Origin of the sequence: Pseudomonas gozinkensis (assembly GCF_014863585.1) — a bacterium.
Classification (GTDB): domain Bacteria; phylum Pseudomonadota; class Gammaproteobacteria; order Pseudomonadales; family Pseudomonadaceae; genus Aquipseudomonas; species Aquipseudomonas gozinkensis.
This window is the reverse complement of the sequence record NZ_CP062253.1, coordinates 4,608,227-4,631,564: the sequence shown is the minus strand read 5'-3', so window position 1 is coordinate 4,631,564 and position 23,338 is coordinate 4,608,227. Positions and strand designations below refer to the sequence as shown.

Sequence of the window (23,338 nt, the reverse complement as noted above, 5' to 3'; positions counted from 1 at the left end):
ATTACACGGTGACGTGCAGACGCACATCGACATTGCCACGGGTGGCGTTGGAGTACGGGCAGACCTGGTGGGCAGCGTCGACCAGGCTTTGTGCGTCAGCCTGTTCCAGGCCCGGCAGGCTGATGTGCAGGTCGATGTCCAGACCGAAACCGCCAGGAATCTGGCCGATGCCGATGTGAGCGGTGATCGACGCGTCGTCCGGGATTTTGCGTTTGGTCTGGCTGGCCACGAATTTCAGGGCGCCGATGAAGCAGGCCGAGTAACCGGCGGCGAACAGTTGTTCAGGGTTGGTGGCTGCGCCGCCAGCACCGCCAAGTTCTTTCGGGGTGGCCAGCTTGACGTCGAGAATGTTGTCGCTGGAGATCGCACGACCGTCACGGCCGCCAGTGGAGGTTGCGATTGCGGTGTAGAGAGTTTGCATGGTGTGAGCCTCATTGAGTGTGGTTTGTTGCGCTAATTGTTTGCGCGCTAACTAGGTGCGGAGTAAATGTACTGCGCGAATATTTAGCGCGCAAGATAAATTTTTGAAGAAAGCGGGAGTAGGCGCTTGGATCGGGATGAATCTTGATCTCAACCTTTTGATATATAAGATTTTTTTGAATTTAAAACGAGAGGAAAGTTTTTCGGGGACAAGCGGGGGAAGGCGCGATACGCCTGCAGGCGCAAGGCTGCGCCCACAGGGAAGGGAAGGTTTTAAGCGAGGCTGTCCTGCAAATGACCACGCAAGGCCTGCAACTCGGCTTGCAGGTTTTGCAGACGCTCCAGCGTGAAGCCACTGGCTCCGAGGATGCATTGCGGCACGGTTCGGGCCTTGTCTTTCAAGGCGCGTCCCTGTGCAGTCAATTCAACGATCACCACCCGTTCATCCTCACGGCTGCGGGTTCGGCTCAGCAAACCTTCACCTTCCAGCCGCTTGAGCAGCGGGGTCAGCGAGCCCGGATCGGTCAGCAGACGCGTGCTGATTTCTCCGACGGTCAAACCATCCTTCTCCCACAGCACCATCATCGCCAGGTATTGCGGATACGTCAGGCCAAGCGCTTGCAGCAGCGGCTTGTAGACCTTGGTCATCATCAGCGAAGTGGAATGCAGGGCGAAGCAGGCCTGATTGTCGAGCAGCAGGTCTTCGCAGTGATCGGTGGTGTCGCGGTCGGTGGTCATGTCAGTGCCTTGAACGGTGATGCAGATGAATCTAGCGCTCGAATCTTTAATGCGCCAGACAATTGTGCCCGGTGGCGAACCGGTCAGTGCCGGCCCAACTCCCGTTGCAGCGCCAGATCCCAGGGTGGCACTGGGCTGAACCGGGTCTTGAGGTATTCCAGCAGCAGGCGGCTGCGAGAGCTGGCCTGTTGCTCCAGTCGCAGCGCATAGATGCCGGTGCTCTCCGGTTTTGGCAGGCCGTTTTCACAGAACAGCGGCAGCAACTCGCCGCGCAACAGGTATTCGCTGGCCAGCCAGGTCGGCAGATGCGCGATCCCGAGTCCCGCAAGCGCACCGCAGACCAGCGCCTCGGCGTTGTTGGCGCTCATGCGCACCCGTGCCGGGCGATGTAATTGCATCTGTCCGTCCTGCTCGAAACGCCAGGCGAAGGGCGGGGCGAGGCCGTCCCAATCGAGGCCGTCATGTGCGCCAAGTTGTGCCGGTTCGCTCGGCACACCCCGACGCTTGAGATAGTCGGGACTGGCGCAGGCGATGCGCACCATGCTCGCCAGTGGCGTGGCTACCAGTCGGGTGTCAGCCATTTGCCCGGCCCGTAACACAAGATCGACCTTGCCCAGGTTCGAACCGTCCATATCGACGAAGCTGTCGATCAGATGCAGTTGCACGTCGAGCCCCGGATACAGCACCAGAAAGTCGGCAATCACCGGCGCCAGATGCCGACGCCCGAATGCTGCCGGCGCATCCACCCGAATCAGTCCCTCCGGCGCGCTGCTCAGGGATACCGCTTCAGCCCGGGCCAATTGCAGCTCGGCCACAATCCTGCGCGCACGTTCGGCAAATGCCAGACCGGCCGGCGTGGCACGCACCGCATGCGTGCTGCGGATAAACAGTTGGCTGCCGACAGCACTTTCCAGACTGTCGATGCGCCGCGCTACGGCGGATGGCGTCAGCGGATGGCGGCGCGAAGCAGCAGAAAAACTGCCGCTCTCCAATACATCGAGAAACAGCCCCAGTTGTTCGGTCAATTGATTGGGATTCATGAGTCGGCTCAGTGCCTATGCGGATTTGGCACAGCCATTGTGCGTTGCTGTGCGTTTCCGTGCCAGCGCCGACTGCGTAGGATGAGTCATCTGACGTATGAGGAATTCTGCTGTGATCGAGTTTTTGCTGTACCTGTTGTTTGGGGCCGCCCTTGGCACTCTGGGTGGGATCTTCGGCATTGGTGGTGGCTTGATCGCCATTCCGCTGCTGGGCGTGTGGTTCGGGCTTGATCAGCAGATCGCCCAAGGCACGGCGCTGGTGATGGTGGTGCCGAACGTGATGCTTGCGCTGTGGCGTTATCATCAGCGCAATCGCATCGAACTCCGCCATGCATTGCCACTGGCGGTGATGGGATTCTGTTTCGCGTGGATCGGCTCGATCTGGGCTGTGGGCATCGACGCGCAAACCATGCGCATCGGTTTTGTCGCGTTCCTCGTGGCGTTGTCTGCCTACAACCTGGTGCGGATGTTTGGCGCTCGTCCGGCAGCGACGTCCGAGATGCGTTATTCATGGCCATGGCTGGGCGTGCTCGGCGCGGCGTCGGGCACCATGGGCGGCTTGTTCGGTGTCGGCGGGGCGGTGGTGGCGACGCCGGTGCTGACCAGCCTGTTCGGCACCACTCAGGTGGTCGCTCAGGGGCTTTCGCTGGCGCTGGCATTGCCGAGCACCGGTGTCACCCTGGTGACGTACGCGGTGCACCACGAAGTGGACTGGATGATCGGCCTGCCGCTGGCCATCGGCGGTCTGGCCAGCATCAGCTGGGGTGTGAAAGTGGCCCACGCGATGCCGGAAAAACTCCTGCGCGGGCTGTTCTGCGGGTTCCTGGTGCTGTGCGCGGTGATGCTCGCCTTTAAAGTTTGAAGCCTTCGACGATGTGCTCGGCCAGGCATTCGGTGATCGGCGACGGATTGTTCAGGTTGCGGATCAGCATGATGCTGGCCTCGGGCAGCAGCGGCAGATCCTCGGCGGCCCCGAGAATCCGTAGATCCGGTGTGATCAGGCTTTCCAGTTGCGCGGTGATCGCCAGACCCGCGCTCACCACCGCCATCAGCGCCGACAGGCTGGTGCTGTTGTAGGCGATCCGGTATTCGCGACCCATCGCGTCCAGCGCATTGCACGCCCAAAGGCGGCAGAAGCAATCACTGTTGAACATCGCCAGCGGCAACGGCGTCTGCTCGTGGGCGCTGAAGTTTTGCGCCTCGGCCCAGACGAAGCGTTCCTTGCGCAGCAACTGGCCAATCTCGTTGCCTGGCTCGCGGGTGACGATCGACAGATCCAGGTCCGTGCGCTGCAGCAACTGTTTGGTCGACTCGCAATGCACTTCGATCTGGATCAGCGGATAGAACTGGGCGAAGCGTGACAGGATTCCCGGCAGAAAGCGCATCACGTAATCGTCCGGCGTGCCGATCCGCACGGTGCCGACCATGTGTGGCTCGCGCAGGGTGTTGAACACTTCGCTGTGCAATTTCAGGATGCGCCGCGCGTAGCCGAGCAACACCTGGCCTTCGGCGGTCAGGCGCACCTGACGCCCGTCGCGCTCGAACAACTGGCGCTGCAACACGTCCTCTTCCAGACGCTTCATCTGCATGCTAACCGCCGATTGAGTGCGGTTGACCATCTCGCCGGCGCGGGTAAACCCGCCCTGATCGGCAATCGCGACAAAGGTACGCAGGACATCGGTATCGATACTGGGGTACGCCGACAATTGATGAATCTCCGTGATGCATGCCATCAGAAACATTCGTTGGATTGATCGTAGCGCCGGCGCGAGACTTGAGCCATCCCTAAAGGAGGGCAACACGATGAAAGGTCAAAAACTGTATGTGAGCGATGAAAGAGTGCCGGTCCATCTGATTTCCGATCTGCTGCACAAGTTTAGCCGCTGGTACGAGCTTCACCGCGAACGCGAGTTGCTTGCCAGTCTGAGCGACGAAGCGTTGAAGGACATCGGGGTCAGCCGTGCCGATGTCGAACATGAATCGGTGCGGCCGTTCTGGGACGATCCGATGCATAAATGATGAGGCCATCGCTACACAAACCACTTTCAAGTGAGGTAGGTTGCGAGCAGACATGGAGGAATACATGCCCGCGACATTGTCCTTTTCCCTTAAACAGGCTCGACGTCTGGCACTGGCTGCCCAAGGGTTTCACGGGCGCCAGCCGCCGGCTGTCAAGGCGATGCACGTCAACCGGCTGATCGAACGCCTCGGCCTGTTGCAGATCGACTCCGTCAACGCCGTGGTGCGCTCGCACTACCTGCCGCTGTTCTCCCGTCTCGGTTCCTATTCTGCTGACTTGCTCGACCAGGCTGCCTGGAGCTCGGGGCGACGTCGTGCGCTGTTCGAATACTGGGGCCATGAAGCGTCGTTGCTGCCGCTGTCGATGTACCCGTTGATGGGCTGGCGCATGCAGCGGGCCAAGCGCGGTGAAGACATCTATCAGCAACTGGCGCGGTTCGGACGCGAACAACAGGACACTATTCGCCGGGTATTGGCGTCGGTCGAAGAGCAGGGTGCACTGGGTGCGGGCAGCCTGTCGACCCGCGAAGAAAAGGCCGGACCGTGGTGGGACTGGAGCGCTGAAAAACATGCACTGGAATGGTTGTTTGCCGCTGGTGAAGTCACCGTGGCCGGACGACGCGGGTTCGAGCGGTTGTATGACTTGCCGGAGCGAGTGATTCCGGCTTCCGTGCTGCAACAGCCATTGCCGAATGAAGCCGAGGCGCAGCGAGGTTTGCTGTTGCATGCAGCGCAGGCGCTGGGTGTCGGCACGGAAAAGGACCTGCGTGATTACTTCCGTCTGAATCCCTCCGATGCCCGCCCGCGTCTGGCCGAACTGGTCGAGGACGGGCAACTGCTGACCTGCGAGGTCGCTGGTTGGAGGCAGATCGCTTATTGCCTGCCTGAGCCGAAAGTCCCACGCAAAGCCGAGGCCAGTGCATTGCTGTCGCCTTTTGATTCACTGATCTGGGAGCGCAGCCGGACCGAGCGGCTGTTCGATTTCCGCTATCGGCTGGAGATTTATACGCCGCAGGACAAGCGGGTCTATGGCTACTACGTGCTGCCGTTCCTGCGCAACGAACGAATTGCTGCACGGGTTGACCTGCGCGCCGAACGGGCGGCGGGGCGCCTGGTAGTGCATGCGGTGCACGAAGAAGAAACGGGGCTGGATGACGCAGGGATGCTGGCGCTGGCGCTGAACCTGCGGCGCATGGCGGACTGGTTGGGGCTTGAGCAGGTGCAGCTCAATTGTCAGCGGGAAAGTGCCGGTCGGCTCCGAATGGCTATGGTTCAGATCGGCTGCGACTGAACCGGCTTCATCGCTGGCAAGCCAGCTCCCACAGTGACCGAGCCGTTCACAAACTCAATGTACGACACCAATCCTGTGGGAGCCGGGCTTGCCCGCGATGAGGCCCGATCAAACAATGAAGGTTTCCGAACTCAGCGCCGAACCTGTTTCAGGGTTTCAGCAATCAAGAACGCCAGTTCCAGCGACTGATCGGCATTCATGCGTGGGTCGCAGTGGGTGTGATAGCGATCCGACAAACCATCTTCAGTGATCGGCCGAGCGCCGCCGATGCACTCGGTGACGTTTTGCCCGGTCATCTCGATGTGGATGCCGCCGGCGTAGCTGCCTTCCGCCTCGTGAACCTGGAAGAACTGTTTCACCTCGCCAAGGATCTGCGCGAAGTCGCGGGTCTTGTAGCCGCTGCTGGCCTTGATGGTGTTGCCGTGCATCGGGTCGGAGCTCCACAGCACCTGCTTGCCTTCGCGCTGCACCGCACGGATCAGCGCCGGCAGGTGATCGCCGACCTTGTTCGCGCCCATCCGTGCAATCAGGTTCAGGCGGCCCGGATCGTTGTCCGGGTTGAGCACGTCGATCAGGCGGATCAGGTCGTCGGGGTTCATGCTCGGGCCGACTTTCACCCCGATCGGGTTGTTCACCCCGCGCAGGAATTCGACGTGGGCGCCGTCGAGCTGACGGGTGCGGTCGCCGATCCACAGCATGTGCGCCGAGCAATCGTAGTAATCGTTGGTCAGGCTGTCGCGGCGCACGAAGGCTTCTTCGTAGTTCAGCAGCAGGGCTTCGTGGGCGGTGAAGAAACTGGTTTCGCGCAGTTGCGGCGAGCTGTCCATGCCGCAGGCGCGCATGAAGGCCAGGGTTTCATCGATGCGGTCGGCGAGGTGGCTGTACTTCTCGGCCAGCGCCGAATTGGCGATGAAGTCCAGGTTCCACTTGTGCACTTGATGCAGGTCGGCAAATCCGCCCTGGGCGAAGGCGCGCAACAGGTTGAGGGTGGCGGTGGACTGGTGATACGACTGCAGCAGACGTTCGGGATCCGGTACGCGGCTGGCGGAGTCGAAGCCGATGCCGTTGACGATGTCGCCCCGGTAGGCCGGCAGGGTCACGCCGTCGATGGTCTCGTCGTTGGCCGAGCGCGGCTTGGCGAACTGGCCGGCCATGCGCCCGACCTTGACCACCGGGCAACCGGCAGCGAAGGTCATGACGATTGCCATTTGCAGCAACACTTTAAAGGTGTCGCGAATCTTCGCGGCGGAGAACTCGGCGAAGCTTTCCGCGCAGTCGCCGCCCTGCAACAGGAACGCCCGACCCTGGGTGACTTCGGCAAACTGACGACGCAGCTCGCGCGCTTCGCCGGCAAACACCAGCGGCGGGTAGCTGGCCAAAGTCTGCTCGACCTGGCGCAGATGCGCGGCGTCGGGGTATTGGGGTTGTTGCTGGATCGGCAAGGCGCGCCAGCTGTCAGGGCTCCAGGGTTGGCTCATCACGGTCTCTAAGGTTCTACGCACGGACGGCCATGTTAGCAGCAATTAGTGCGTGACCTGCTCCTGCCGCTTCGCCGACAATCGCCGCTTTGCCACGGCACCACAGCGGTGCCATCGCGTCACCGCGCCCGGTGACCACCAGGAGACGAAATGACTGAGGAGCGCGTCGAGCTGTTGCTCGCCGAGGTACAGGATGAGTTCGGCGTGATTCGCGTGCTGGAAGTGGCCGACTACCGCTTTCTGGAGTTCGGCGATGCCATCGAGCAAAGCTGCGTGTTTACCGCCGACCCGAGCTGGCTGGAGTACGACTACACCCGGGCAATGCTGATCGGCGCCCTGTGCCATGAGCAACCGGAGAGTGCGCTGTTTCTCGGACTGGGTGCCGGCACGCTGACCCAGGCCTGCCTCAAGTTCCTGCCGCTCGAAGATGTCGAAGCCATCGAACTGCGCCCCGACGTACCGCGTCTGGCCATCGAATATCTCGGGCTGGATGACGATCCACGGCTGTACATCCGTGTCGGCGATGCCCTCGAACTGCTGCCGACCGCTGAGCCGGCGGATCTGATCTTCGTCGACCTGTACACCGATGTCGGTCCCGGCGCCGGGCACCTTGCGTGGAATTTCCTCGGTGACTGTCAGAAACGTCTGAATCCTGGCGGCTGGCTGGTGATCAACCAATGGGCCACCGATGACGGCAAACCGTTGGGCGCGGCGCTGTTGCGCGGGCTCTATCACCGGCATTACTGGGAACTGCCGGTGAAGGAGGGCAACGTCATTCTGATCGTGCCGGCGGATCTCGATCAGGTGCTGGACATGCAGGCGCTGACCGCCCGGGCTGAAGCCCTGGCGCCGAAGCTGGGTTACTCGTTGCAGACGTTGATCAACTGCATCCGTCCGGCGACCTGATCTTCAAAGGCCTTTGAAAACGCCGGGCCTGCGCTCCACCAGCGAGCGCACACCTTCCTTGGCGTCTTCAGTGGCCAGCAACTTCTTCACCAGCGGCGGCAAGCTCTTGGCCGCTGCGGTCTCGCCTTCAAAGCGAGCCTGACGCGCCGACATCAGCGTCGCCTGCACGCCAAGCGGTGCCTGCCGGGCGATGCGCTCGGCCAGTTCGATGGCGCGCGGCAGCAAATCTTCACTGGCCATGACTTCCTGTACCAGGCCCAGGCGAAGCGCATCATGGGCGTCGAACTCGTCACCGGTCAGCAACCAGCGCATCGCATTGCCCCAGCCGGCGATCTGATGAAAGCGCAATGTCGCACCGCCGAACGGAAAGATCCCGCGCTGCACTTCCATCTGGGCGAAGCGGGTGTTACTGGCGCACAGGTTGATGTCGGCGGCGAGCATCAGTTCGATGCCAATGGTCAGGCAATAACCCTGAGCCGCGACGATCACCGGTTTGCTGACCCGTGGCCCGACGAACACGCCCCATGGATCGCAACCGCCGGGCGGCACCTGCCAGCCTTGGGCGAGGGCAGAGCTGGCGTTGACCAGATCGAGCCCGGCGGTGAAATGCTCGCCATGCCCGAACACCACCGCTACCCGTGCGTCACTGTCGGCCTCGAATTCACCGTAGGCCAGGGCCAGGTCGTTGAGCAGGTCGAGGTCGAAGGCATTGCGCTTGGCGGCGCGGTCCAGGCCGATCAAATGCACGTGACCGTGGCGCGCACGGCTCACGCGGCCGGGGCAGGGCTGATTCATGGGTGTTTCCTCGCAGGGGAAGAACGGGTGCAGCGACCAGATGCCGCACGTCGGTGAATCGTTTAAGCGCCATCGCCCGCAGGGCCGGGGTCTTTGAAAAATAGACCTTTGCCCGATTATCCGCAAAACCCCGTTACACAGCGGTGACAACTGTATTTCGCCGATAAAAAAAGCTCCCTTTTTGGGCAAATTCCGGTATAGTGCGCGCCGGCCTTTAACCGGGCCGCGTTTAGGTAGCGCAATTCCCCGAAGTCAGCTTCGGCTGCACGTCCGCACTGCGGGCTCTTCCTTGACGATTCTTTTTCATTCATTCGTTTTCGCAAATCCCCGCCGACAAAGCTGCCAGGGCGACTCTTGAGTCTCAACACGGCATGTGCAGCTTTGGAGCATGGGTCTTTGCGGATGCACTTAGAGGCAGACCCATGACCCAGGAAATCGGCGGCTTCGCCGCTCTTGAACTTCATCCCAATATTGTCGCTGCAGTAGTCGCTACCGGCTATGAAGAGCCTTCGGCCATTCAGCAGCAGTCGATCCCGATCATCCTCGCCGGTCACGATATGATTGGTCAGGCGCAAACCGGTACCGGTAAAACCGCTGCCTTTGCCCTGCCTATCCTGCACCGCATTGATCCGTCCAAGCGCGAGCCGCAAGCTCTGATCCTGGCCCCAACTCGTGAGTTGGCGCTACAAGTTGCAACCGCTTTCGAAACCTACGCCAAGCAAATGCCGGGCGTGACTGTTGTGGCTGTCTACGGCGGCGCGCCGATGGGCCCACAATTGAAAGCAATCCGTAATGGCGCACAGATTGTTGTCGCCACTCCGGGCCGTCTGTGCGACCACCTGCGTCGCGACGAAAAAGTGCTGCAGACCGTGAACCACCTGGTTCTCGACGAAGCAGACGAAATGCTCAAACTGGGCTTCATGGACGACCTCGAAGTGATCTTCAAGGCCATGCCGGAAACCCGTCAGACCGTATTGTTCTCGGCTACCCTGCCGCAGTCGATCCGTGCCATCGCCGAGCGTCACCTGCGCGATCCAAAGCACGTGAAGATCCAGAGCAAGACCCAGACCGTTACCGCGATCGAACAGGCTCACCTGTTGGTTCACGCTGACCAGAAGACTTCTGCCGTTCTCAGCTTGCTGGAAGTGGAAGATTTCGACGCTCTGATCATGTTCGTGCGCACCAAGCAAGCGACCCTGGATCTGGCCAGCGCCCTCGACGCCAAAGGCTACAAAGCCGCAGCGTTGAACGGCGACATCGCCCAGAACCAGCGTGAGCGCGTCATCGACTCGCTGAAAGATGGCCGTCTGGACATCGTTGTGGCGACCGACGTAGCCGCTCGTGGTCTGGACGTTCCGCGCATCACCCACGTTTTCAACGTGGACATGCCGTACGATCCGGAATCCTACGTGCACCGTATCGGCCGTACCGGCCGTGCCGGTCGCGAAGGCCGCGCGCTGCTGCTGGTGACTCCGCGTGAGCGCCGCATGCTGCAGGTAATCGAGCGTGTGACCGGTCAGAAAGTTGCCGAAGTGCGTCTGCCGGACGCTCAGGCCGTTCTCGATGCCCGCATCAAGAAACTGACCAACAGCCTGTCGCCGCTGGTGGCTGACGCCGAATCGACTCACGGTGATCTGCTGGATCGCCTGACCGCCGACATCGGTTGCACCCCGCGTGCCCTGGCTGCCGCACTGCTGCGCAAGGCCACCAATGGTCAGGCGCTGAACCTGGCAGCGATCGAGAAGGAACGTCCACTGGTGCCGAACAGCGCGCCACGTGGCGACCGTCCTGAGCGTTCCGGTGATCGTCCGGACCGTGGTGATCGCGAGCGTCGTGCGCCAATGCCTTTGGGCGAAGGCCGTGCCCGTTGCCGTACCGCGCTGGGCGCGCGTGACGGTATCGCGGCGAAAAACCTGCTGGGCGCCATCCTCAACGAAGGTGGTCTGGCACGTGAAGCCATCGGTCGCATCCAGGTGCGTGATAGCTTCAGCCTCGTCGAGCTGCCGGAAGATGGTCTGGACAAACTCCTGACCAAGCTGAAGGACACTCGCGTTGCCGGTAAGCAGTTGAAGCTGCGTCGCTACCGCGAAGATTGATCCGCCCTTGGGCTGATTGATCGAACATAAAAAATCCCCGACTGGTTCGGGGATTTTTTTTGCCTGCGATTTGGCCATCAGCCGAAGCGGTAGATGTCCATCCCCAGTGCGCCCATGGTGAAGCCTTGATGGGCAATGCTGAAATCACCGCCGGCACCCCGGGCGAAGTACAGCGGCAACAAGTGCTCGTCACTTGGATGGCTGCGCACGGCGTTCGGTGCCTGCTGCCGGTAATCGTGCAGGGCGGCTTCGTCGTTGGCGGCGAGCCTGTCGACTATCCAGTCGCGGAAATCCCGGGCCCACGGCTCGACGCTTTCCGGGCCGGCGTGCCAGTCCAGTTCCCGCAGGTTGTGGGTGATGCTGCCGGAGCCGATCAACAGAATGCCCTGTTCGCGCAGACTGGCCAGCGCCTGGCCGACGCGGTTCTGCAACGCCGGGCCGCCACGGCTGGGCAGGGAGACCTGAACCACCGGGATGTCGGCCTGCGGGTACATCAACGACAGTGGCACCCACACACCGTGGTCGAACGGTCGCTGCGGATCGAGGCGTGCCGGCAGGTTGCTGGCGGTCAGCAGATCGGCAACTTCGCGGGCCTGTTGCGGATTGCCCGGTGCCGGATACTGCACTTCAAACAGTGCTCGGGGGAAACCACCGAAGTCGTGCCAGGTTTCCGGTTGCGAATGGCTGCTGACCAGCAGCTCATGGCTTTCCCAGTGGGCGGAAACGATGACGATGGCTTTCGGGCGTGGCAGCTCGGCCGCCAGTCGCGCCAAGGCCGGGCCGCTGGCACCGGGCTTCAGCGCCAGCATGGGCGAGCCGTGGGAAATGAACAGGCTGGGAAACATGGAAGGGTTCCTGAGCGTTAAGATGGCTCATCTTCAGTCAGTTCATTGATCTAATTCCAATATAAGTTTTAGCGCCTTTTGATCGAATTCTTAGGAGGATGCATGCAGCCGGAGTTTTGGCACAAGAAGTGGGAATCGAACCAGATCGGCTTTCACCAGCCTGAAGTGAACCCCTATTTGCAGCGACACTGGCCCGATCTGGCCATGCCGGCGCAGGCACGTGTGTTGGTGCCGTTGTGCGGTAAAAGCCTGGATTTGCTGTGGCTCGCCGGCCGTGGTCATCAGGTGCTCGGCGTCGAGCTGTCGGAGAAGGCCGTGGAGGATTTCTTCCTTGAGCAGCAATTGCAGCCGCAGGTGAGCGAGCAGGGCAACTTCAAGGTTTATCGCGCCGGGGCGATCGAGTTGTGGTGCGGGGATTTCTTCTCGCTGACGGCGGCTGATGTGGCGGGATGCACCGCGCTGTATGACCGGGCGGCGGTGATTGCCTTGCCGCCGTCGATGCGCGAGCGCTATGCCGCGCATCTGCAGGGTCTTTTGCCGACGTGTCGAGGGTTGTTGGTGACGCTGGATTACGACCAGTCGCAGATGCCCGGGCCGCCATTTTCCGTAGACGATGCTGAAGTGCAGCGTTTGCTGGGCAGTACCTGGCGCGTCGAGATGCTGGAAGAGCAGGATGTACTCGGTGACAGCTGGAAGTTCGTGCAGGCCGGCGTTACGCGGCTGGAGGAACGGGTTTACCGGATTTCCGGACAGTAATCGACAGGCAAAAAAAGGCCCGCATCACTGCGGGCCTTTTGTTTGTAGCCGGGCTGATCAGCCGCGACGACGCAGTGCGTCGATACGTTCTTCCAGTGGCGGATGGCTCATGAACATGCGGGCGAACCCTTGTTTGATGCCACCGTTGATACCGAAGGCGTTCAGGGTGTCCGGCATGTGCACCGGCAGGCCCTGTTCGGCGCGCAGGCGTTGCAAGGCGTTGATCATCGCGCCCGTACCGGCCAGGCGGGCACCCGCATCGTCGGCACGGAACTCGCGTTTACGCGAGAACCACATCACGATCGCGCTGGCCAGAATGCCCAGCACCAGCTCGGCGAAGATGGTCGCGATGTAGTAGGCCATGCCCTGGCCTTCTTCGTTCTTGAAGATCACCTTGTCGACGAAGTTGCCGATGATCCGCGCGAAGAACATCACGAAGGTGTTCACCACGCCCTGGATCAACGCCAGGGTGACCATGTCGCCGTTGGCCACGTGACCGATCTCGTGGGCCAGCACGGCCCGCACTTCATCTTCCTTGAAGCGTTCGAGCAAACCCTGACTGACCGCGACCAGTGCGTCGTTCTTGTTCCAGCCGGTGGCGAAGGCGTTGGCTTCATAGGCCGGGAAAATCCCCACTTCGGGCATCTTGATTCCGGCTTCCCGGGACAGTTGCTCGACGGTCTGCAGCAGCCATTGCTCGTGGCGAGTGCGTGGCTGGGTGATGATCTGGGTGCTGGTGCTCATCTTCGCCATCCACTTGGAGATGAACAGCGAGAACAGGGAACCGGCGAAACCAAAGACTGCACAGAAAACCAGCAGCTGACTGAGGTTGAGATCAACCCCGTTGGCCGCCATGAACCCGTTGAAGCCGAAAAGGCTCAGGGTGATGCTGGCTATCAGCACGACCGCCAGGTTAGTGGCCAAAAACAGCAGGATGCGCATCATGGTTGTAGAAATCTCCTCAAGCTAAAGATGTAGCGTACTGCGGGGTATATAAGGTGCGGCACCTGGCGATTCAACCGAGTGACTATTTCAAACTGTGTCCTACACCGGATTCGCAGGGTATGGGACATTTCCCACTGCCGAATCCGGTATGGATGACAGGCACGAGCCACCCGGTCTCATTGCGTCAGGCGCGCATGATTCGTATGAGTCGCAAGTGTAGAAGGTGCTGGAGGAGGGGCGGAGCAGAAGTGTTGCTGAATCAGACAGTGCGCAACGTTCGGGCCGTTGCGCACTGAGCGCCGGTTACTGGCGGTAGGACTTGAGGAAGTTGCCGATACGACCGATGGCCATGTCCAGGTCATCGACCCGTGGCAGGGTGACCACACGGAAGTGGTCAGGCCACGGCCAGTTGAACGCCGTGCCTTGCACCACCAGCAGCTTCTCGGAGAGCAGCAGGTCGAGCACGAATTTCTCGTCGTTGTGGATCGGGCAGACTTTCGGGTCGATCTTCGGGAACGCGTACAGCGCGCCCATCGGCTTCACGCAGCTCACGCCGGGAATGTCGTTGAGCAATTCCCAGGTACGGTTGCGCTGTTCCAGCAGGCGACCTTGCGGCAGCACCAGGTCGTTGATGCTCTGATAGCCGCCGAGTGCGGTCTGGATCGCATGCTGGCTCGGCACGTTGGCGCACAGGCGCATGTTGGCCAGCATGTCGATGCCTTCGATGTAGCTGTGAGCGTTGTGTTTCGGCCCGGAAATGGCGATCCAGCCGGAACGGAAACCGGCCACGCGATACGACTTGGACAGACCGTTGAAGGTCAGGCACAGCAGATCCGGGGCCAGGGATGCGGTGCAGATGTGCACGGCGTCGTCATAGAGGATCTTGTCGTAGATTTCGTCGGAAAACACCACCAGGTTGTGCTGACGGGCCAGTTCCAGCATGCCCAGCAGCACTTCTTTCGAATACACCGCACCGGTCGGATTGTTCGGGTTGATGATCACCATTGCCTTGGTGTTCGGGGTGATCTTGGCCTTGATGTCGGCCAGGTCCGGGAACCAGTCCGCGCCCTCGTCGCACAGGTAATGCACCGCGTTACCGCCGGCCAGGCTCACGGCTGCGGTCCACAGCGGGTAGTCCGGCGCCGGCACCAGCACCTCGTCGCCGTTGTTGAGCAGCGCCTGCAGCGACATCACGATCAGCTCGGACACGCCGTTGCCCAGGTAGATGTCTTCGATGCCGACACCTTCGACCTGCTTCTGCTGGTAGTACTGCATCACCGCCTTGCGCGCGCTGAACAGGCCTTTGGAATCGCTGTAGCCCTGGGCGGTCGGCAGGTTGCGGATCACATCCTGGAGAATTTCGTCCGGCGCTTCGAAACCAAAAGGCGCCGGGTTGCCGATGTTCAGCTTGAGGATGCGATGGCCTTCCTCTTCCAGGCGTTTGGCGTGCTTGAGCACCGGGCCGCGAATGTCGTAGCAGACGTTGGCGAGCTTGTTCGATTTGCTGAACTGCATGGCGATGTGATCCCGAAAATGAACGATCCAGGCGGCGGGTGGACAACCGTGCTGGGAATCCTGCGTCTTCACACAGGCAAGTGTCTCGAGCGGCGTTTTCCAACAATCCGTTTGAATGCGCAGGAACCCGCTGCCAGACTGGCGTGTGACGAGGCGCAATCATACGTGCCGCCCGATCCGTGGAAAAGGTACAGATCGGGCTTTTTCAGCCGCTGAGGTGTGATGATGGAAAAGATTGAAAAGACCCTGGAAGAATGGCGTGCAATGCTCGACCCCGAGCAGTTCAACGTGTGCCGCCTGAGCGCCACCGAGCGACCATTCTCCGGTAAGTACAACGCCACCAAGACTGATGGCGTCTACCACTGCATCTGCTGCGCTGAGCCGCTGTTCGACTCCAGGACCAAATTCGACTCCGGTTGCGGCTGGCCGAGTTTTTACGCGCCGATCGGTGACAACGCCATGACCGAAATCCGTGACACCAGCCACGGCATGATCCGCACCGAAGTGAAATGCGCCAAATGCGACGCGCACCTGGGCCACGTATTCCCCGACGGCCCGCCGCCGACCGGCCTGCGTTACTGCATCAATTCGGTATGCCTGGACCTGGTGCCGCGCGAGTAACCGTTACGGGCGATCCACGGGTCGCCTTTCGAATAATTAAATTGCACACAATTCAATTGCTCGCTATTTTTGCCGCTTATCCATTTTTCAAGAGTGCGCACCATGAGCGATAACCTGCTGAACATCCCGTGCACCACCATCAAGGGCGAGCAGAAGACCCTCGCCGATTTCGCCGGCAAGGCAGTGCTGGTGGTCAATACCGCCAGCAAATGCGGTTTCACGCCGCAGTACAAAGGCCTTGAGGAACTGTGGCAGACCTACAAGGATCAGGGCCTGGTGGTGCTGGGTTTCCCGTGCAATCAGTTCGGCAAGCAGGAACCGGGCAACGAGGGGGCGATCAGCGAGTTCTGCGAGCTGAACTACGGCGTCAGTTTCCCGCTGTTCAAGAAGATCGAAGTCAACGGTAACGGCGCGCATCCGCTGTTCGTGCAGTTGAAGAAACGCGCGCCGGGGGTACTGGGCTCTCAAGGCATCAAGTGGAACTTCACCAAGTTCCTGATCGGCAAGGATGGCCAGTTGGTCAAGCGCTTCGCCCCGGCCACCAAGCCGCAGGATCTGAGCCACGAGATCGAAGCCCTGCTCAAATGAACAGCCTGCCCGCCGATTCGCTGAAGCTCGACAGTCAGCTGTGCTTCAAGTTGTATGCCGCATCGCGGGCGGTGATCCGTGGCTACAAGCCGATGCTAGACCAGCTCGGCCTGACCTACCCGCAATACCTGGCGATGCTGGTGTTGTGGGAATGGCAGCAAGCCGTGCCGGAGCAACCGACAGTCAAGGCGCTGGGTGAGCGTCTGGCGCTGGATTCCGGCACGTTGACGCCGCTGCTCAAACGTCTGGAGCAGCTTCAACTGGTCCAGCGCCAGCGCTCGGCCCGTGACGAGCGCGAGGTTCATCTGAGCCTCACCCCGCAAGGGCAGGCGCTGCGTGAACAGGTCGGGCCGTTGAAGGCGCGGCTGTTGTGCGAAAGCGGGGTGGACCTGGACCGGCTCAATGACTTGCGTGACGGTCTCGATCACTTGCTGGGGCAGATCAAAGCACTGTCGTAGTCGGAATCCACTGGTCCAGCAGCGCCGCCAGCTCTTCACGACGGAACGGCTTGGCCAGGTAGTCGCTCATGCCCGCTGCCCGGCAGCGTTCGCGTTCCTCGGACATCGCGTTGGCGGTGAGGGCGACGATCGGCAAATGCGGCCAGCGTCCGCTCTGGCGGATCTGGCGGCTGGCTTCATAGCCGTCCATCACCGGCATGTTGCAGTCCATCAGCACCAGATCGAATTCGTCGTGTTCCAGCTGATCCAGCGCTTCCACCCCATGGGCGGCGACTACCACATCGCAGCCGAGTTTCCCCAGCATGCCCTTGGCCACCAACTGGTTGACCGGGTTGTCTTCCACCAGTAGCACCCGCCCGCGCCTTAACGACGGCACGCTCTCGAGGCGTGCCCGGTCGAGGGTGGTGAGGTCCGGCAACAGTGTCCTGCGTAAATTCTGATACAAAGCGTTGCGAGCCAGTGGCCGAGCCTGCTGTTGCAGCGGGGCGAGGGCTGCGGCTTCTTCACCCGGCAAGAAGCTGCCATAGGCGGTGACCAGCAGAATCGGTGCCGTCATCGTCGGGCGCAGTCCGAACAGGCATTCGGGGCAATCGGTGATGATGACTTCCGGGGACAGGCCGAGCAGCGGGTCGTCGAGGGTTCGCTGTTCGTAGGTCAGCCCCCAGACCGGCAGCAGACTTTCCAGCAATTCCGCCAGCCCGCTGACCGCTGTGGTGATCGCCAGGACCTTGCCGTGCAATGGTGGCGGAATCACCGCGCGGGTGTGACAGGGCAGTGGCAGTTCGGCACAGAACTGACTGCCGAAACCCACTTCGGAACTGATCGTCAGGCGCCCCTGCATGGCTTCGCACAGGTTGTAGGTCAATGCCAGGCCGAGCCCGGTGCCGCCGAACTGGCGGGTGATGCCGGCACCCGCCTGGGTGAACGGCTGGAAAATTTTCACCTGCGCTTCCTGGGCGATGCCGATGCCGGTGTCGCAGACTTCGATCCGGACGCCGTCCTTCCAGGTGGACAAGCGCACATCGACCCGACCGAAGCGGGTGAATTTCAGGGCATTGGACAACAGGTTGCTGACGATCTGCCTGACCCGGGTCGGATCGCCGAGCACCAGCGCCGGAAAGTACGGATCGATCAGACAGGTCAGCTCTACGCTCGGCGCCGCGTTCTGCGACAGCAGGTTGGCGGTGTCTTCGACCAGCGAACCCAGATCGAAGGGAATGTGTTCGAGCTCAAGTTGCCCGGCATCGAATTTCGACAGGTCGAGAATATCGTTGAGCAATTCCACCAGCACTTTGCCCGAGTCGTGGGCGATCGACAGTTGTTGCTGTTGTTCGGCGTTCAGCGGGCCGTCGAGCGATAGTGCGATCATCCCCAGCAGGCCGTTGAGCGGGGTGCGGATTTCGTGGCTCATGTTGGCGAGGAAGGCCGAACGCGCTTCGGCCATGTCCAGTGCCGTGCTGCGGGCCACTTCCAGTTCCTGGTTGGACTGGCTGAGTCGCGCGTTGATCGCCTTGAGCTCGGCGGTACGCGCCGACACGATGTCTTCAAGTTGTGCGAGGTAGTCGGTGAGGCGGTTTTCCGCATTGCGCCGCTGCTGGATTTCCGTGGCGATGTTCTCGAACTGCTGATTGGCAACCTTGACCAGTACGCCAATCTCGTCATTGGCGTGCCCGCCCGGACATTCCAGGGTGGTCGGTTCGGCGCTGCGTGGGTCGCGGCCGCTGAGTTCACGGATCACTCTTACAAGGGGTTTGGTCAGCATCACGTAGAACAGCGCGAGCAGGATCCCGGTGAGAATCAGGCTGCGGGCAAACCCGTTGAGCAGCGTGACTTCCGCCCGGCGCAGGAAGCGGCTGCCAAACGCAAAGGTGTCGACCTCCAGGCTCAGGGTGCCGAGGGATTCGTTGGGCAAGTGATCGAGATAGAGGCGGTCCTCGAACTGGCGTTTGGCGCCGAACAGAAAGTCGCTGATCACTCGGTAACCGCTTTGCAGCTCCGGCCGCTTGACGCTGGCCAGCACCATGGCGTTGTTGTCGGTCAATTTCGCGGAGATGATTGCCGGCGACCGCAGCAGGCCCAGGGTCAGTTCCTGGGCCAGTTCGGCATCGATGTTGTAGGCGATGCGCGAGGCCGGGTTGTGGCTGATTTCCAGCAAAGACAGGATTTCACGGTTGATGGACGCGTCTTCACTGGCATAATCGATGCCGATTTGCAGCAGGCTGAGCAGCGTGCCCAGAATGAACCCGACCAGCACGGTAAGCCGGGCCTGTTTGTACGACAGCCGGTGGGTGAATTTGATATCCATGGGGTGTTGAACCACTTCCGTTTCCCTTCGCTGCTCAAGCATAGTCGATCATGCACGGATTCCGGGGTTCCCGAAGCGCCTTGTAACAAGGGCCGGGACAGGTTTCGAACGCTGTCTGTCGTCGCTGCACCGCCATCATCACTGTGAACGAGCCCGAGGAGAAGACGTGGATTCCCGATTGAATGCTTTTCTTGAGCGCGCCGAGTCGGTTCTGGCGCGGATCGAACCACTGCTGCCGGCTCCACGCCCGGTCATCGACTGGGGCACCTGCCTTGCCGCACGCTGGCAGCGTGACGGCCGCAGCGGTTATTTGCTGCCGCTGGAAGTCAGCCTCGACATGCGCCTGTCGGATTTGATCGGCGTTGATCGGCAATTGGAGCAACTGGGTCGCAATACCCAGCAGTTCCTCGACGGCATGCCGGCCAACCATGCGCTGCTGTGGGGTTCGCGTGGCACCGGTAAATCGTCGCTGGTGCGTGCGCTGCTGGCAGAGCATGCCAAGGCCGGTTTGCGTCTGATCGAAATCGAGCGCGATCACCTGGCGGACCTGCCACGGGTGGTGGAGCAGATCGCCAAGCTGCCACAGCGTTTTGTGCTGTTTTGCGACGACCTGTCGTTCGAATCCGGCGAAGGCGACTACCGCGTGCTGAAAAGCGTGCTGGACGGCTCGCTCGAACAGGCGCCGGACAACGTGTTGCTGTACGCCACCTCCAACCGTCGCCATCTGGTGCCGGAAAAGGAAAGCGACAACGAAAACTGGAAGCGCGTTGATGGTGAACTGCATCCGAGCGAAGCGGTGGAAGACAAGATCGCGCTGTCGGATCGCTTCGGCCTGTGGCTGTCGTTCTATCCGTTTACCCAGGAACATTTTCTCAACGTCGTCGAACACTGGATCGGCCAGTTGGCCGCCAAGGCCGGTTTGAGCTGGCAGCGTGACGAACAACTGGACATTCTCGCCGTGCGCTGGGCAACCGGCCGTGGCAACCGCAACGGACGTTGCGCGTACCAATTCGCCCGTTACTGGGTGGGACTGAAATTGTTGGAGCACAAGGCATGATTGATTTGCAACAGAGCGGCCAGGGCCTCGAAGGCTATGGCATGTTGGCCGCGCAACTGGAATCGCTGCTGGCGGACGAGCGCGATTTCATCGCCAATGCCGCGCAGTTTTCGGCGTTCCTGTTCAACCAGCTCGATGACCTGAACTGGGCCGGTTTCTACCTCAATCGCAACGAAGAACTGGTGCTCGGCCCGTTCCAGGGCCAGATCGCCTGTGTGCGCATTCCGTTCGGTCGCGGTGTATGCGGCGCCGCGGCCGCCAGCCTGCAGACGCAACGAGTCGAAGACGTTCACGCGTTTCCGGGCCATATCGCTTGCGACAGCGCGTCGAACAGCGAGCTGGTGGTGCCGCTGGTCAAGGACGGTCGTCTGATCGGCGTGCTTGACCTCGACAGCCCGAAACTCGCGCGTTTCGGTGTGGACGATCAGGCCGGGATCGAGCAACTGGCGGCAATCTTCCTGCGCCTGACCGACTGCTGATCACGCCGTCAGACCTGCCTTGAGCAACAGGGCCGGCGGGTCCACGGCATCGATCTGCCGTGGATCGAGAAACCGTGTGGCGTACTCCAGATACACGCCATCGCGGATGAACAGCTCGAACAACTCGGCATCGATGTGCGCATCGCGGCACATGGTGGCCATGATCCCAAGTGCCTCACTGAGGGACTTGGCCTTTTTGTACGGGCGGTCGGCGGCGGTCAGGGCTTCGAAAATATCGGCAATCGCCATCATGCGCGCCGGCAGGCTCATGTCTTCGCGTTTCAGGCGCTTGGGATAACCGGTGCCATCCATTTTTTCGTGATGCCCGCCGGCGATTTCCGCCACGTTGGTCAGATGCCCGGGGAAGGGCAGGTGACTGAGCATCAGGATTGTCTGCACCATGTGATGGTTGATGATGTAGCGTTCCTCGCGGGTCAGGGTGCCCCGGGGGATGCTCAGGTTGTACAGCTCGCCGCGATTGTATTTGTAGGGCGGCACATCGAGTTTGAAGCCCCACGGATTGTCCTCCGGGATCAGCTCGCCTTCGGCACGTTCCAGCAGATGCTCGGGCTTGTCCGCCAGCAGTGGTTCGCTGACGGGCAGAGTCGGTGCCGAAGTACGTGCCTGACGTCGGTTCTCTTCCCAGGACAGACCCAGTCGATCATCCAGCGTGCGCGTCCAGGTGCGTTGGGCGATGCCTTGCAGTCGTTGCAGATCAGCCTCGGCCATGGCTTCACTGCCCAGATTGCAGCGGGCGACGAACGCAAAATCATCATCCAGCGCTGTCAGCGTCACGTCGCGCAAGTCGGCCAGTTGCTGCTCTTCACCGCCCATGGCGATGGCTTGCCAGTAGCTGATCCAGGCGTCGCGCTTGAGTACCTCGAAGCGGGTGCGGATTTCGTGAAGTCGGTCATTCAGGGTTTCCAGTTTGGTGGCTTTGTCGACCACGTATTCCGGGGTAGTGACTTTGCCGCAATCGTGCAGCCACGCGGCGATGTGCAGGGCCTCCCATTCGTCCTCGTTCGGCTGATAATCACTGAAAGCCTCTGCCTGGCTGGCTGCTGCGGCACGGGCGAGCATCAGGGCCAATTCCGGCACGCGCTGGCAATGCCCGCCGGTGTAGGGGCTCTTGGCATCGATGGCGCCGGCCAGCAGTTGAATGAACGCGTCCAGCAATTGCTTCTGCCGGGCTTGCAGGCGCTGGCTCTCGATACTAACCGCTGCTGCCCCGGACACCGCTTGCAGGAAGGCGATGCGGTCGGGCCGGAGCTTTTCCAGATCACCCGCCGTGCCGCTGTCATTGATCAGCAGCAACAGCAGGCCGACTGTCTCGTTGTGTCGGTTATGCAGACGGATTCCGATCAGGTGAACCCTCGGCGACTCCATGGCCAGCAGCACTTTCTGCAGGTCGGTGGCCTGTTCGAAACCCAGATTGCTCACGACCGTGTCGGCGTTCGCCAGTTGCCGAAACCATTCGGGGCTTTGCGACGCGTCAAGGCTGCGGCTTTGCAGATCGAATGCCGCCAACGGTTGAGACGTGTCTGCGACGACCAGGCCGTAGGGCTCCATGCGATTGCCATCGTTTTCACGCAGATAAATCAGACCCGCCTGGGCCTGGGCGATCTGCACCGTCTCGAACAGTACCCGTTGCAGCAGCGGTTCGATGCGGGTTTCAGCGGTCAGGCTGTCAGTGATGCGAAAGAAGCTGGCCAGTGTGTCCTTCATACGAGCCATCGACAGACTCAACTGGTCAATCTCCAGTACGAGCGATCGGCGGGCCACGGGAAAGTTGAAGTCGAAGCTGCGGATCGCATCGGCTTCCTTGACCAGCGCATGCAGGGGCTTGACCAGAATCCGCGAGATCAGCCACCCCAGCGGCAGACATAGCAGCAAGGTGGCCAGTGTGATGAGTGCTCCTTGCCAGCGCAGGCGATAGGCATCGACCAGCAGTTCGTCTTCGGGCACCAATAAAGCCATCTGTAAACCTTTCGGCCCGCCTTCCTGCAACTGGCTGCGTGCGACGATCCATTGCCGGCCATCCACCGCGAGCCGATTGCCTTGGTGGCCGGACAACAAGGCACGCAGGGCGGGGCTCAAATCTGCAGCCTTGGCCAGACGCGCCGTGCGTTCATCAACAATCAGCCGGCGGCTGTCGGGATAAGCCACGGCGTTGCCGTCGGCATCGAAGAGGACGATTTCCGTGGCCGGCGTCACAACGTGTTTAACCAGGGTTGCGGACAGCGCGTCGAGCGTCAGGTCGGCCCCGATCACGGCCTCCTCGCCACTGCGGCGGGCCAGTGTGGTGCCTACATTGTGGGTGGAGAAAAAAACGTAAGGTTCGGTAGTGATCTGCTCGGTCTGTTGTCGTGCATTGATGTACCAGGCCCGGCTGCGCGGATCATAAGGGTCGGCGGGGACGTCCTGTCGGCCGACCGGGGCAAGCGTCTGGTCAAAAAACAGTGACTCTGAATGCGCCAGACCGCTGGCGTCATGTTCGATGCTCCAGACTTGAAACGCCGCCGCGTCCGGCGCCTTGAGCAGGGTTTTCAACGCCGACGTGCGCAAGGGCCGGACCATGAAGAAATCGCCGTTGCCATATCCCAGGTAGAGCGAGGCTAGATCCGGATTGTCCGTCAGGGACTGACTGAACGGCTTGAGCAGCCCCATGCGCGATTCGAGGCTGGAGGATCGCGCGGCGGGAGACTCCGCCAGCAGGCTTAGCAAATGCCGGATCGGAACATAAGTGGCCTGCAGGTCCAGACGCACATCCTGTTCGATGCGACTGAACAGTTTTTCGCTGCTCGACAGAATGATGTGTGTGGTCTGGTGGTAGTTGAACAGACCCAGCACCACCCCGGTGAGCAACAGCAGAAAGGTGAACATGACGCTGATGTGCACGTGCAGCGGAAACCGCCGTTGTTCCGGGCGCAGTGGGCTGGGCATTGCAGACTCTCCGTGTAGGTTAAGCACACTGCTCAGCCTCCAA

22 protein-coding genes are annotated in these 23,338 nt (G+C 61.1%); 11 read left to right on the top strand and 11 right to left on the bottom strand.

Annotated elements, in window-relative coordinates; genetic code table 11:
- Position 1: 1 nt before the first annotated feature.
- From IHQ43_RS20505 to IHQ43_RS20495, 3 genes are all read right to left on the bottom strand, one after another.
- Positions 2 to 421, bottom strand: a complete 420-nt coding sequence (locus IHQ43_RS20505; protein WP_192561910.1) for an organic hydroperoxide resistance protein — start codon at positions 419 to 421, stop codon at positions 2 to 4.
- Positions 422 to 693: 272 nt separating this feature from the next.
- On the bottom strand, positions 694 to 1,158 hold the full coding sequence (locus IHQ43_RS20500) for a MarR family winged helix-turn-helix transcriptional regulator (RefSeq protein WP_047295464.1): 465 nt from the start codon (positions 1,156 to 1,158) through the stop codon (positions 694 to 696).
- 83 nt (positions 1,159 to 1,241) lie between these two features.
- Positions 1,242 to 2,198, bottom strand: coding sequence for a LysR family transcriptional regulator (locus IHQ43_RS20495; protein ID WP_192561909.1), 957 nt, complete (start codon positions 2,196 to 2,198; stop codon positions 1,242 to 1,244).
- 112 nt (positions 2,199 to 2,310) lie between these two features.
- On the opposite strand from IHQ43_RS20495, the gene IHQ43_RS20490 reads away from it, so the two are divergent.
- Positions 2,311 to 3,060: a sulfite exporter TauE/SafE family protein gene (locus tag IHQ43_RS20490; RefSeq protein ID WP_085744971.1), complete on the top strand. Its 750-nt coding sequence runs from the start codon at positions 2,311 to 2,313 to the stop codon at positions 3,058 to 3,060.
- Here the strand turns inward: IHQ43_RS20490 and IHQ43_RS20485 are convergent.
- Positions 3,050 to 3,904 (bottom strand): LysR substrate-binding domain-containing protein, encoded by an 855-nt coding sequence (locus tag IHQ43_RS20485; protein ID WP_007955701.1) that lies wholly within the window; start codon positions 3,902 to 3,904, stop codon positions 3,050 to 3,052. The two genes, IHQ43_RS20490 and IHQ43_RS20485, sit on opposite strands and share 11 nt — an antisense overlap.
- Positions 3,905 to 4,001: 97 nt before the next feature.
- Between IHQ43_RS20485 and IHQ43_RS20480 the strand changes: the two genes are divergently transcribed.
- Entirely contained in the window at positions 4,002 to 4,217 is a 216-nt protein-coding gene (locus tag IHQ43_RS20480; protein WP_007955702.1) for a DUF1127 domain-containing protein, read from the top strand.
- A gap of 64 nt (positions 4,218 to 4,281) precedes the next feature.
- Positions 4,282 to 5,508: a winged helix-turn-helix domain-containing protein gene (locus tag IHQ43_RS20475; RefSeq protein WP_192561908.1), complete on the top strand. Its 1,227-nt coding sequence runs from the start codon at positions 4,282 to 4,284 to the stop codon at positions 5,506 to 5,508.
- Between the two features lie 131 nt (positions 5,509 to 5,639).
- On the opposite strand, the gene IHQ43_RS20470 is transcribed toward IHQ43_RS20475, so the two are convergent.
- The gene (locus IHQ43_RS20470; RefSeq protein WP_064383296.1) at positions 5,640 to 6,986 is read right to left on the bottom strand and encodes a class II 3-deoxy-7-phosphoheptulonate synthase; all 1,347 of its coding nucleotides are present in this window, start codon (positions 6,984 to 6,986) and stop codon (positions 5,640 to 5,642) included.
- Positions 6,987 to 7,136: 150 nt separating this feature from the next.
- Here IHQ43_RS20470 and IHQ43_RS20465 point away from each other — a divergent pair, with 150 nt between their 5' ends.
- Positions 7,137 to 7,892 (top strand): spermidine synthase, encoded by a 756-nt coding sequence (locus IHQ43_RS20465; protein WP_007955705.1) that lies wholly within the window; start codon positions 7,137 to 7,139, stop codon positions 7,890 to 7,892.
- Between the two features lie 3 nt (positions 7,893 to 7,895).
- Here the strand turns inward: IHQ43_RS20465 and IHQ43_RS20460 are convergent, their stop codons facing one another.
- A complete protein-coding gene (locus IHQ43_RS20460; RefSeq protein WP_192561907.1) occupies positions 7,896 to 8,687 on the bottom strand; it encodes a crotonase/enoyl-CoA hydratase family protein in 792 nt (263 codons plus the stop codon).
- A 422-nt stretch (positions 8,688 to 9,109) separates the two neighbouring features.
- On the opposite strand from IHQ43_RS20460, the gene IHQ43_RS20455 reads away from it, so the two are divergent.
- Positions 9,110 to 10,783, top strand: a complete 1,674-nt coding sequence (locus IHQ43_RS20455) for a DEAD/DEAH box helicase (RefSeq protein ID WP_007955707.1) — start codon at positions 9,110 to 9,112, stop codon at positions 10,781 to 10,783.
- A gap of 77 nt (positions 10,784 to 10,860) precedes the next feature.
- On the opposite strand, the gene IHQ43_RS20450 is transcribed toward IHQ43_RS20455, so the two are convergent.
- The gene (locus IHQ43_RS20450) at positions 10,861 to 11,628 is read right to left on the bottom strand and encodes a DODA-type extradiol aromatic ring-opening family dioxygenase (protein WP_192561906.1); all 768 of its coding nucleotides are present in this window, start codon (positions 11,626 to 11,628) and stop codon (positions 10,861 to 10,863) included.
- 102 nt (positions 11,629 to 11,730) lie between these two features.
- Here IHQ43_RS20450 and IHQ43_RS20445 point away from each other — a divergent pair, with 102 nt between their 5' ends.
- Entirely contained in the window at positions 11,731 to 12,384 is a 654-nt protein-coding gene (locus IHQ43_RS20445; protein WP_192561905.1) for a thiopurine S-methyltransferase, read from the top strand.
- A gap of 57 nt (positions 12,385 to 12,441) precedes the next feature.
- On the opposite strand, the gene htpX is transcribed toward IHQ43_RS20445, so the two are convergent.
- Together htpX and IHQ43_RS20435 are read right to left on the bottom strand one after the other, a co-directional pair.
- A complete protein-coding gene (htpX, locus tag IHQ43_RS20440; protein WP_007955710.1) occupies positions 12,442 to 13,329 on the bottom strand; it encodes a protease HtpX in 888 nt (295 codons plus the stop codon).
- Between the two features lie 303 nt (positions 13,330 to 13,632).
- Complete coding sequence (locus IHQ43_RS20435; RefSeq protein WP_007955711.1) at positions 13,633 to 14,844, bottom strand: pyridoxal phosphate-dependent aminotransferase; 1,212 nt, start codon at positions 14,842 to 14,844, stop codon at positions 13,633 to 13,635.
- Between the two features lie 225 nt (positions 14,845 to 15,069).
- Between IHQ43_RS20435 and msrB the strand changes: the two genes are divergently transcribed.
- The 3 genes from msrB (at position 15,070) to IHQ43_RS20420 (ending at position 16,511) form a co-directional block, all read left to right on the top strand.
- Positions 15,070 to 15,465: a peptide-methionine (R)-S-oxide reductase MsrB gene (gene msrB, locus IHQ43_RS20430; protein WP_192561904.1), complete on the top strand. Its 396-nt coding sequence runs from the start codon at positions 15,070 to 15,072 to the stop codon at positions 15,463 to 15,465.
- 102 nt (positions 15,466 to 15,567) lie between these two features.
- Positions 15,568 to 16,053: a glutathione peroxidase gene (locus IHQ43_RS20425; protein ID WP_192561903.1), complete on the top strand. Its 486-nt coding sequence runs from the start codon at positions 15,568 to 15,570 to the stop codon at positions 16,051 to 16,053.
- On the top strand, positions 16,050 to 16,511 hold the full coding sequence (locus IHQ43_RS20420; RefSeq protein WP_192561902.1) for a MarR family winged helix-turn-helix transcriptional regulator: 462 nt from the start codon (positions 16,050 to 16,052) through the stop codon (positions 16,509 to 16,511). Before IHQ43_RS20425 ends, IHQ43_RS20420 begins: the two co-directional genes overlap by 4 nt.
- Here the strand turns inward: IHQ43_RS20420 and IHQ43_RS20415 are convergent.
- On the bottom strand, positions 16,495 to 18,816 hold the full coding sequence (locus IHQ43_RS20415) for a hybrid sensor histidine kinase/response regulator (protein WP_192561901.1): 2,322 nt from the start codon (positions 18,814 to 18,816) through the stop codon (positions 16,495 to 16,497). The two genes, IHQ43_RS20420 and IHQ43_RS20415, sit on opposite strands and share 17 nt — an antisense overlap.
- A gap of 166 nt (positions 18,817 to 18,982) precedes the next feature.
- On the opposite strand from IHQ43_RS20415, the gene IHQ43_RS20410 reads away from it, so the two are divergent.
- Positions 18,983 to 19,873: an ATP-binding protein gene (locus tag IHQ43_RS20410; RefSeq protein ID WP_192561900.1), complete on the top strand. Its 891-nt coding sequence runs from the start codon at positions 18,983 to 18,985 to the stop codon at positions 19,871 to 19,873.
- Positions 19,870 to 20,352, top strand: coding sequence for a GAF domain-containing protein (locus IHQ43_RS20405; protein ID WP_192561899.1), 483 nt, complete (start codon positions 19,870 to 19,872; stop codon positions 20,350 to 20,352). Before IHQ43_RS20410 ends, IHQ43_RS20405 begins: the two co-directional genes overlap by 4 nt.
- Here the strand turns inward: IHQ43_RS20405 and IHQ43_RS20400 are convergent, their stop codons facing one another.
- The gene (locus IHQ43_RS20400; RefSeq protein WP_192561898.1) at positions 20,353 to 23,295 is read right to left on the bottom strand and encodes an HD domain-containing phosphohydrolase; all 2,943 of its coding nucleotides are present in this window, start codon (positions 23,293 to 23,295) and stop codon (positions 20,353 to 20,355) included.
- Positions 23,296 to 23,338 lie beyond the last annotated feature (43 nt).

Excerpts from the sequence above, each read along its gene's own strand:
- IHQ43_RS20505 (WP_192561910.1), bottom strand. The coding sequence starts at position 421 with ATGCAAACTCTCTACACCGCAATCGCAACCTCCACTGGCGGCCGTGAC.
- IHQ43_RS20500 (WP_047295464.1), bottom strand. The coding sequence starts at position 1,158 with ATGACCACCGACCGCGACACCACCGATCACTGCGAAGACCTGCTGCTC.
- IHQ43_RS20495 (WP_192561909.1), bottom strand. The coding sequence starts at position 2,198 with ATGAATCCCAATCAATTGACCGAACAACTGGGGCTGTTTCTCGATGTA.
- IHQ43_RS20480 (WP_007955702.1), top strand. The coding sequence starts at position 4,002 with ATGAAAGGTCAAAAACTGTATGTGAGCGATGAAAGAGTGCCGGTCCAT.
- IHQ43_RS20475 (WP_192561908.1), top strand. The coding sequence starts at position 4,282 with ATGCCCGCGACATTGTCCTTTTCCCTTAAACAGGCTCGACGTCTGGCA.
- IHQ43_RS20470 (WP_064383296.1), bottom strand. The coding sequence starts at position 6,986 with ATGAGCCAACCCTGGAGCCCTGACAGCTGGCGCGCCTTGCCGATCCAG.
- IHQ43_RS20465 (WP_007955705.1), top strand. The coding sequence starts at position 7,137 with ATGACTGAGGAGCGCGTCGAGCTGTTGCTCGCCGAGGTACAGGATGAG.
- IHQ43_RS20460 (WP_192561907.1), bottom strand. The coding sequence starts at position 8,687 with ATGAATCAGCCCTGCCCCGGCCGCGTGAGCCGTGCGCGCCACGGTCAC.
- IHQ43_RS20455 (WP_007955707.1), top strand. The coding sequence starts at position 9,110 with ATGACCCAGGAAATCGGCGGCTTCGCCGCTCTTGAACTTCATCCCAAT.
- IHQ43_RS20450 (WP_192561906.1), bottom strand. The coding sequence starts at position 11,628 with ATGTTTCCCAGCCTGTTCATTTCCCACGGCTCGCCCATGCTGGCGCTG.
- IHQ43_RS20445 (WP_192561905.1), top strand. The coding sequence starts at position 11,731 with ATGCAGCCGGAGTTTTGGCACAAGAAGTGGGAATCGAACCAGATCGGC.
- htpX (WP_007955710.1), bottom strand. The coding sequence starts at position 13,329 with ATGATGCGCATCCTGCTGTTTTTGGCCACTAACCTGGCGGTCGTGCTG.
- IHQ43_RS20435 (WP_007955711.1), bottom strand. The coding sequence starts at position 14,844 with ATGCAGTTCAGCAAATCGAACAAGCTCGCCAACGTCTGCTACGACATT.
- msrB (WP_192561904.1), top strand. The coding sequence starts at position 15,070 with ATGGAAAAGATTGAAAAGACCCTGGAAGAATGGCGTGCAATGCTCGAC.
- IHQ43_RS20425 (WP_192561903.1), top strand. The coding sequence starts at position 15,568 with ATGAGCGATAACCTGCTGAACATCCCGTGCACCACCATCAAGGGCGAG.
- IHQ43_RS20420 (WP_192561902.1), top strand. The coding sequence starts at position 16,050 with ATGAACAGCCTGCCCGCCGATTCGCTGAAGCTCGACAGTCAGCTGTGC.
- IHQ43_RS20415 (WP_192561901.1), bottom strand. The coding sequence starts at position 18,816 with ATGGATATCAAATTCACCCACCGGCTGTCGTACAAACAGGCCCGGCTT.
- IHQ43_RS20405 (WP_192561899.1), top strand. The coding sequence starts at position 19,870 with ATGATTGATTTGCAACAGAGCGGCCAGGGCCTCGAAGGCTATGGCATG.
- IHQ43_RS20400 (WP_192561898.1), bottom strand. The coding sequence starts at position 23,295 with ATGCCCAGCCCACTGCGCCCGGAACAACGGCGGTTTCCGCTGCACGTG.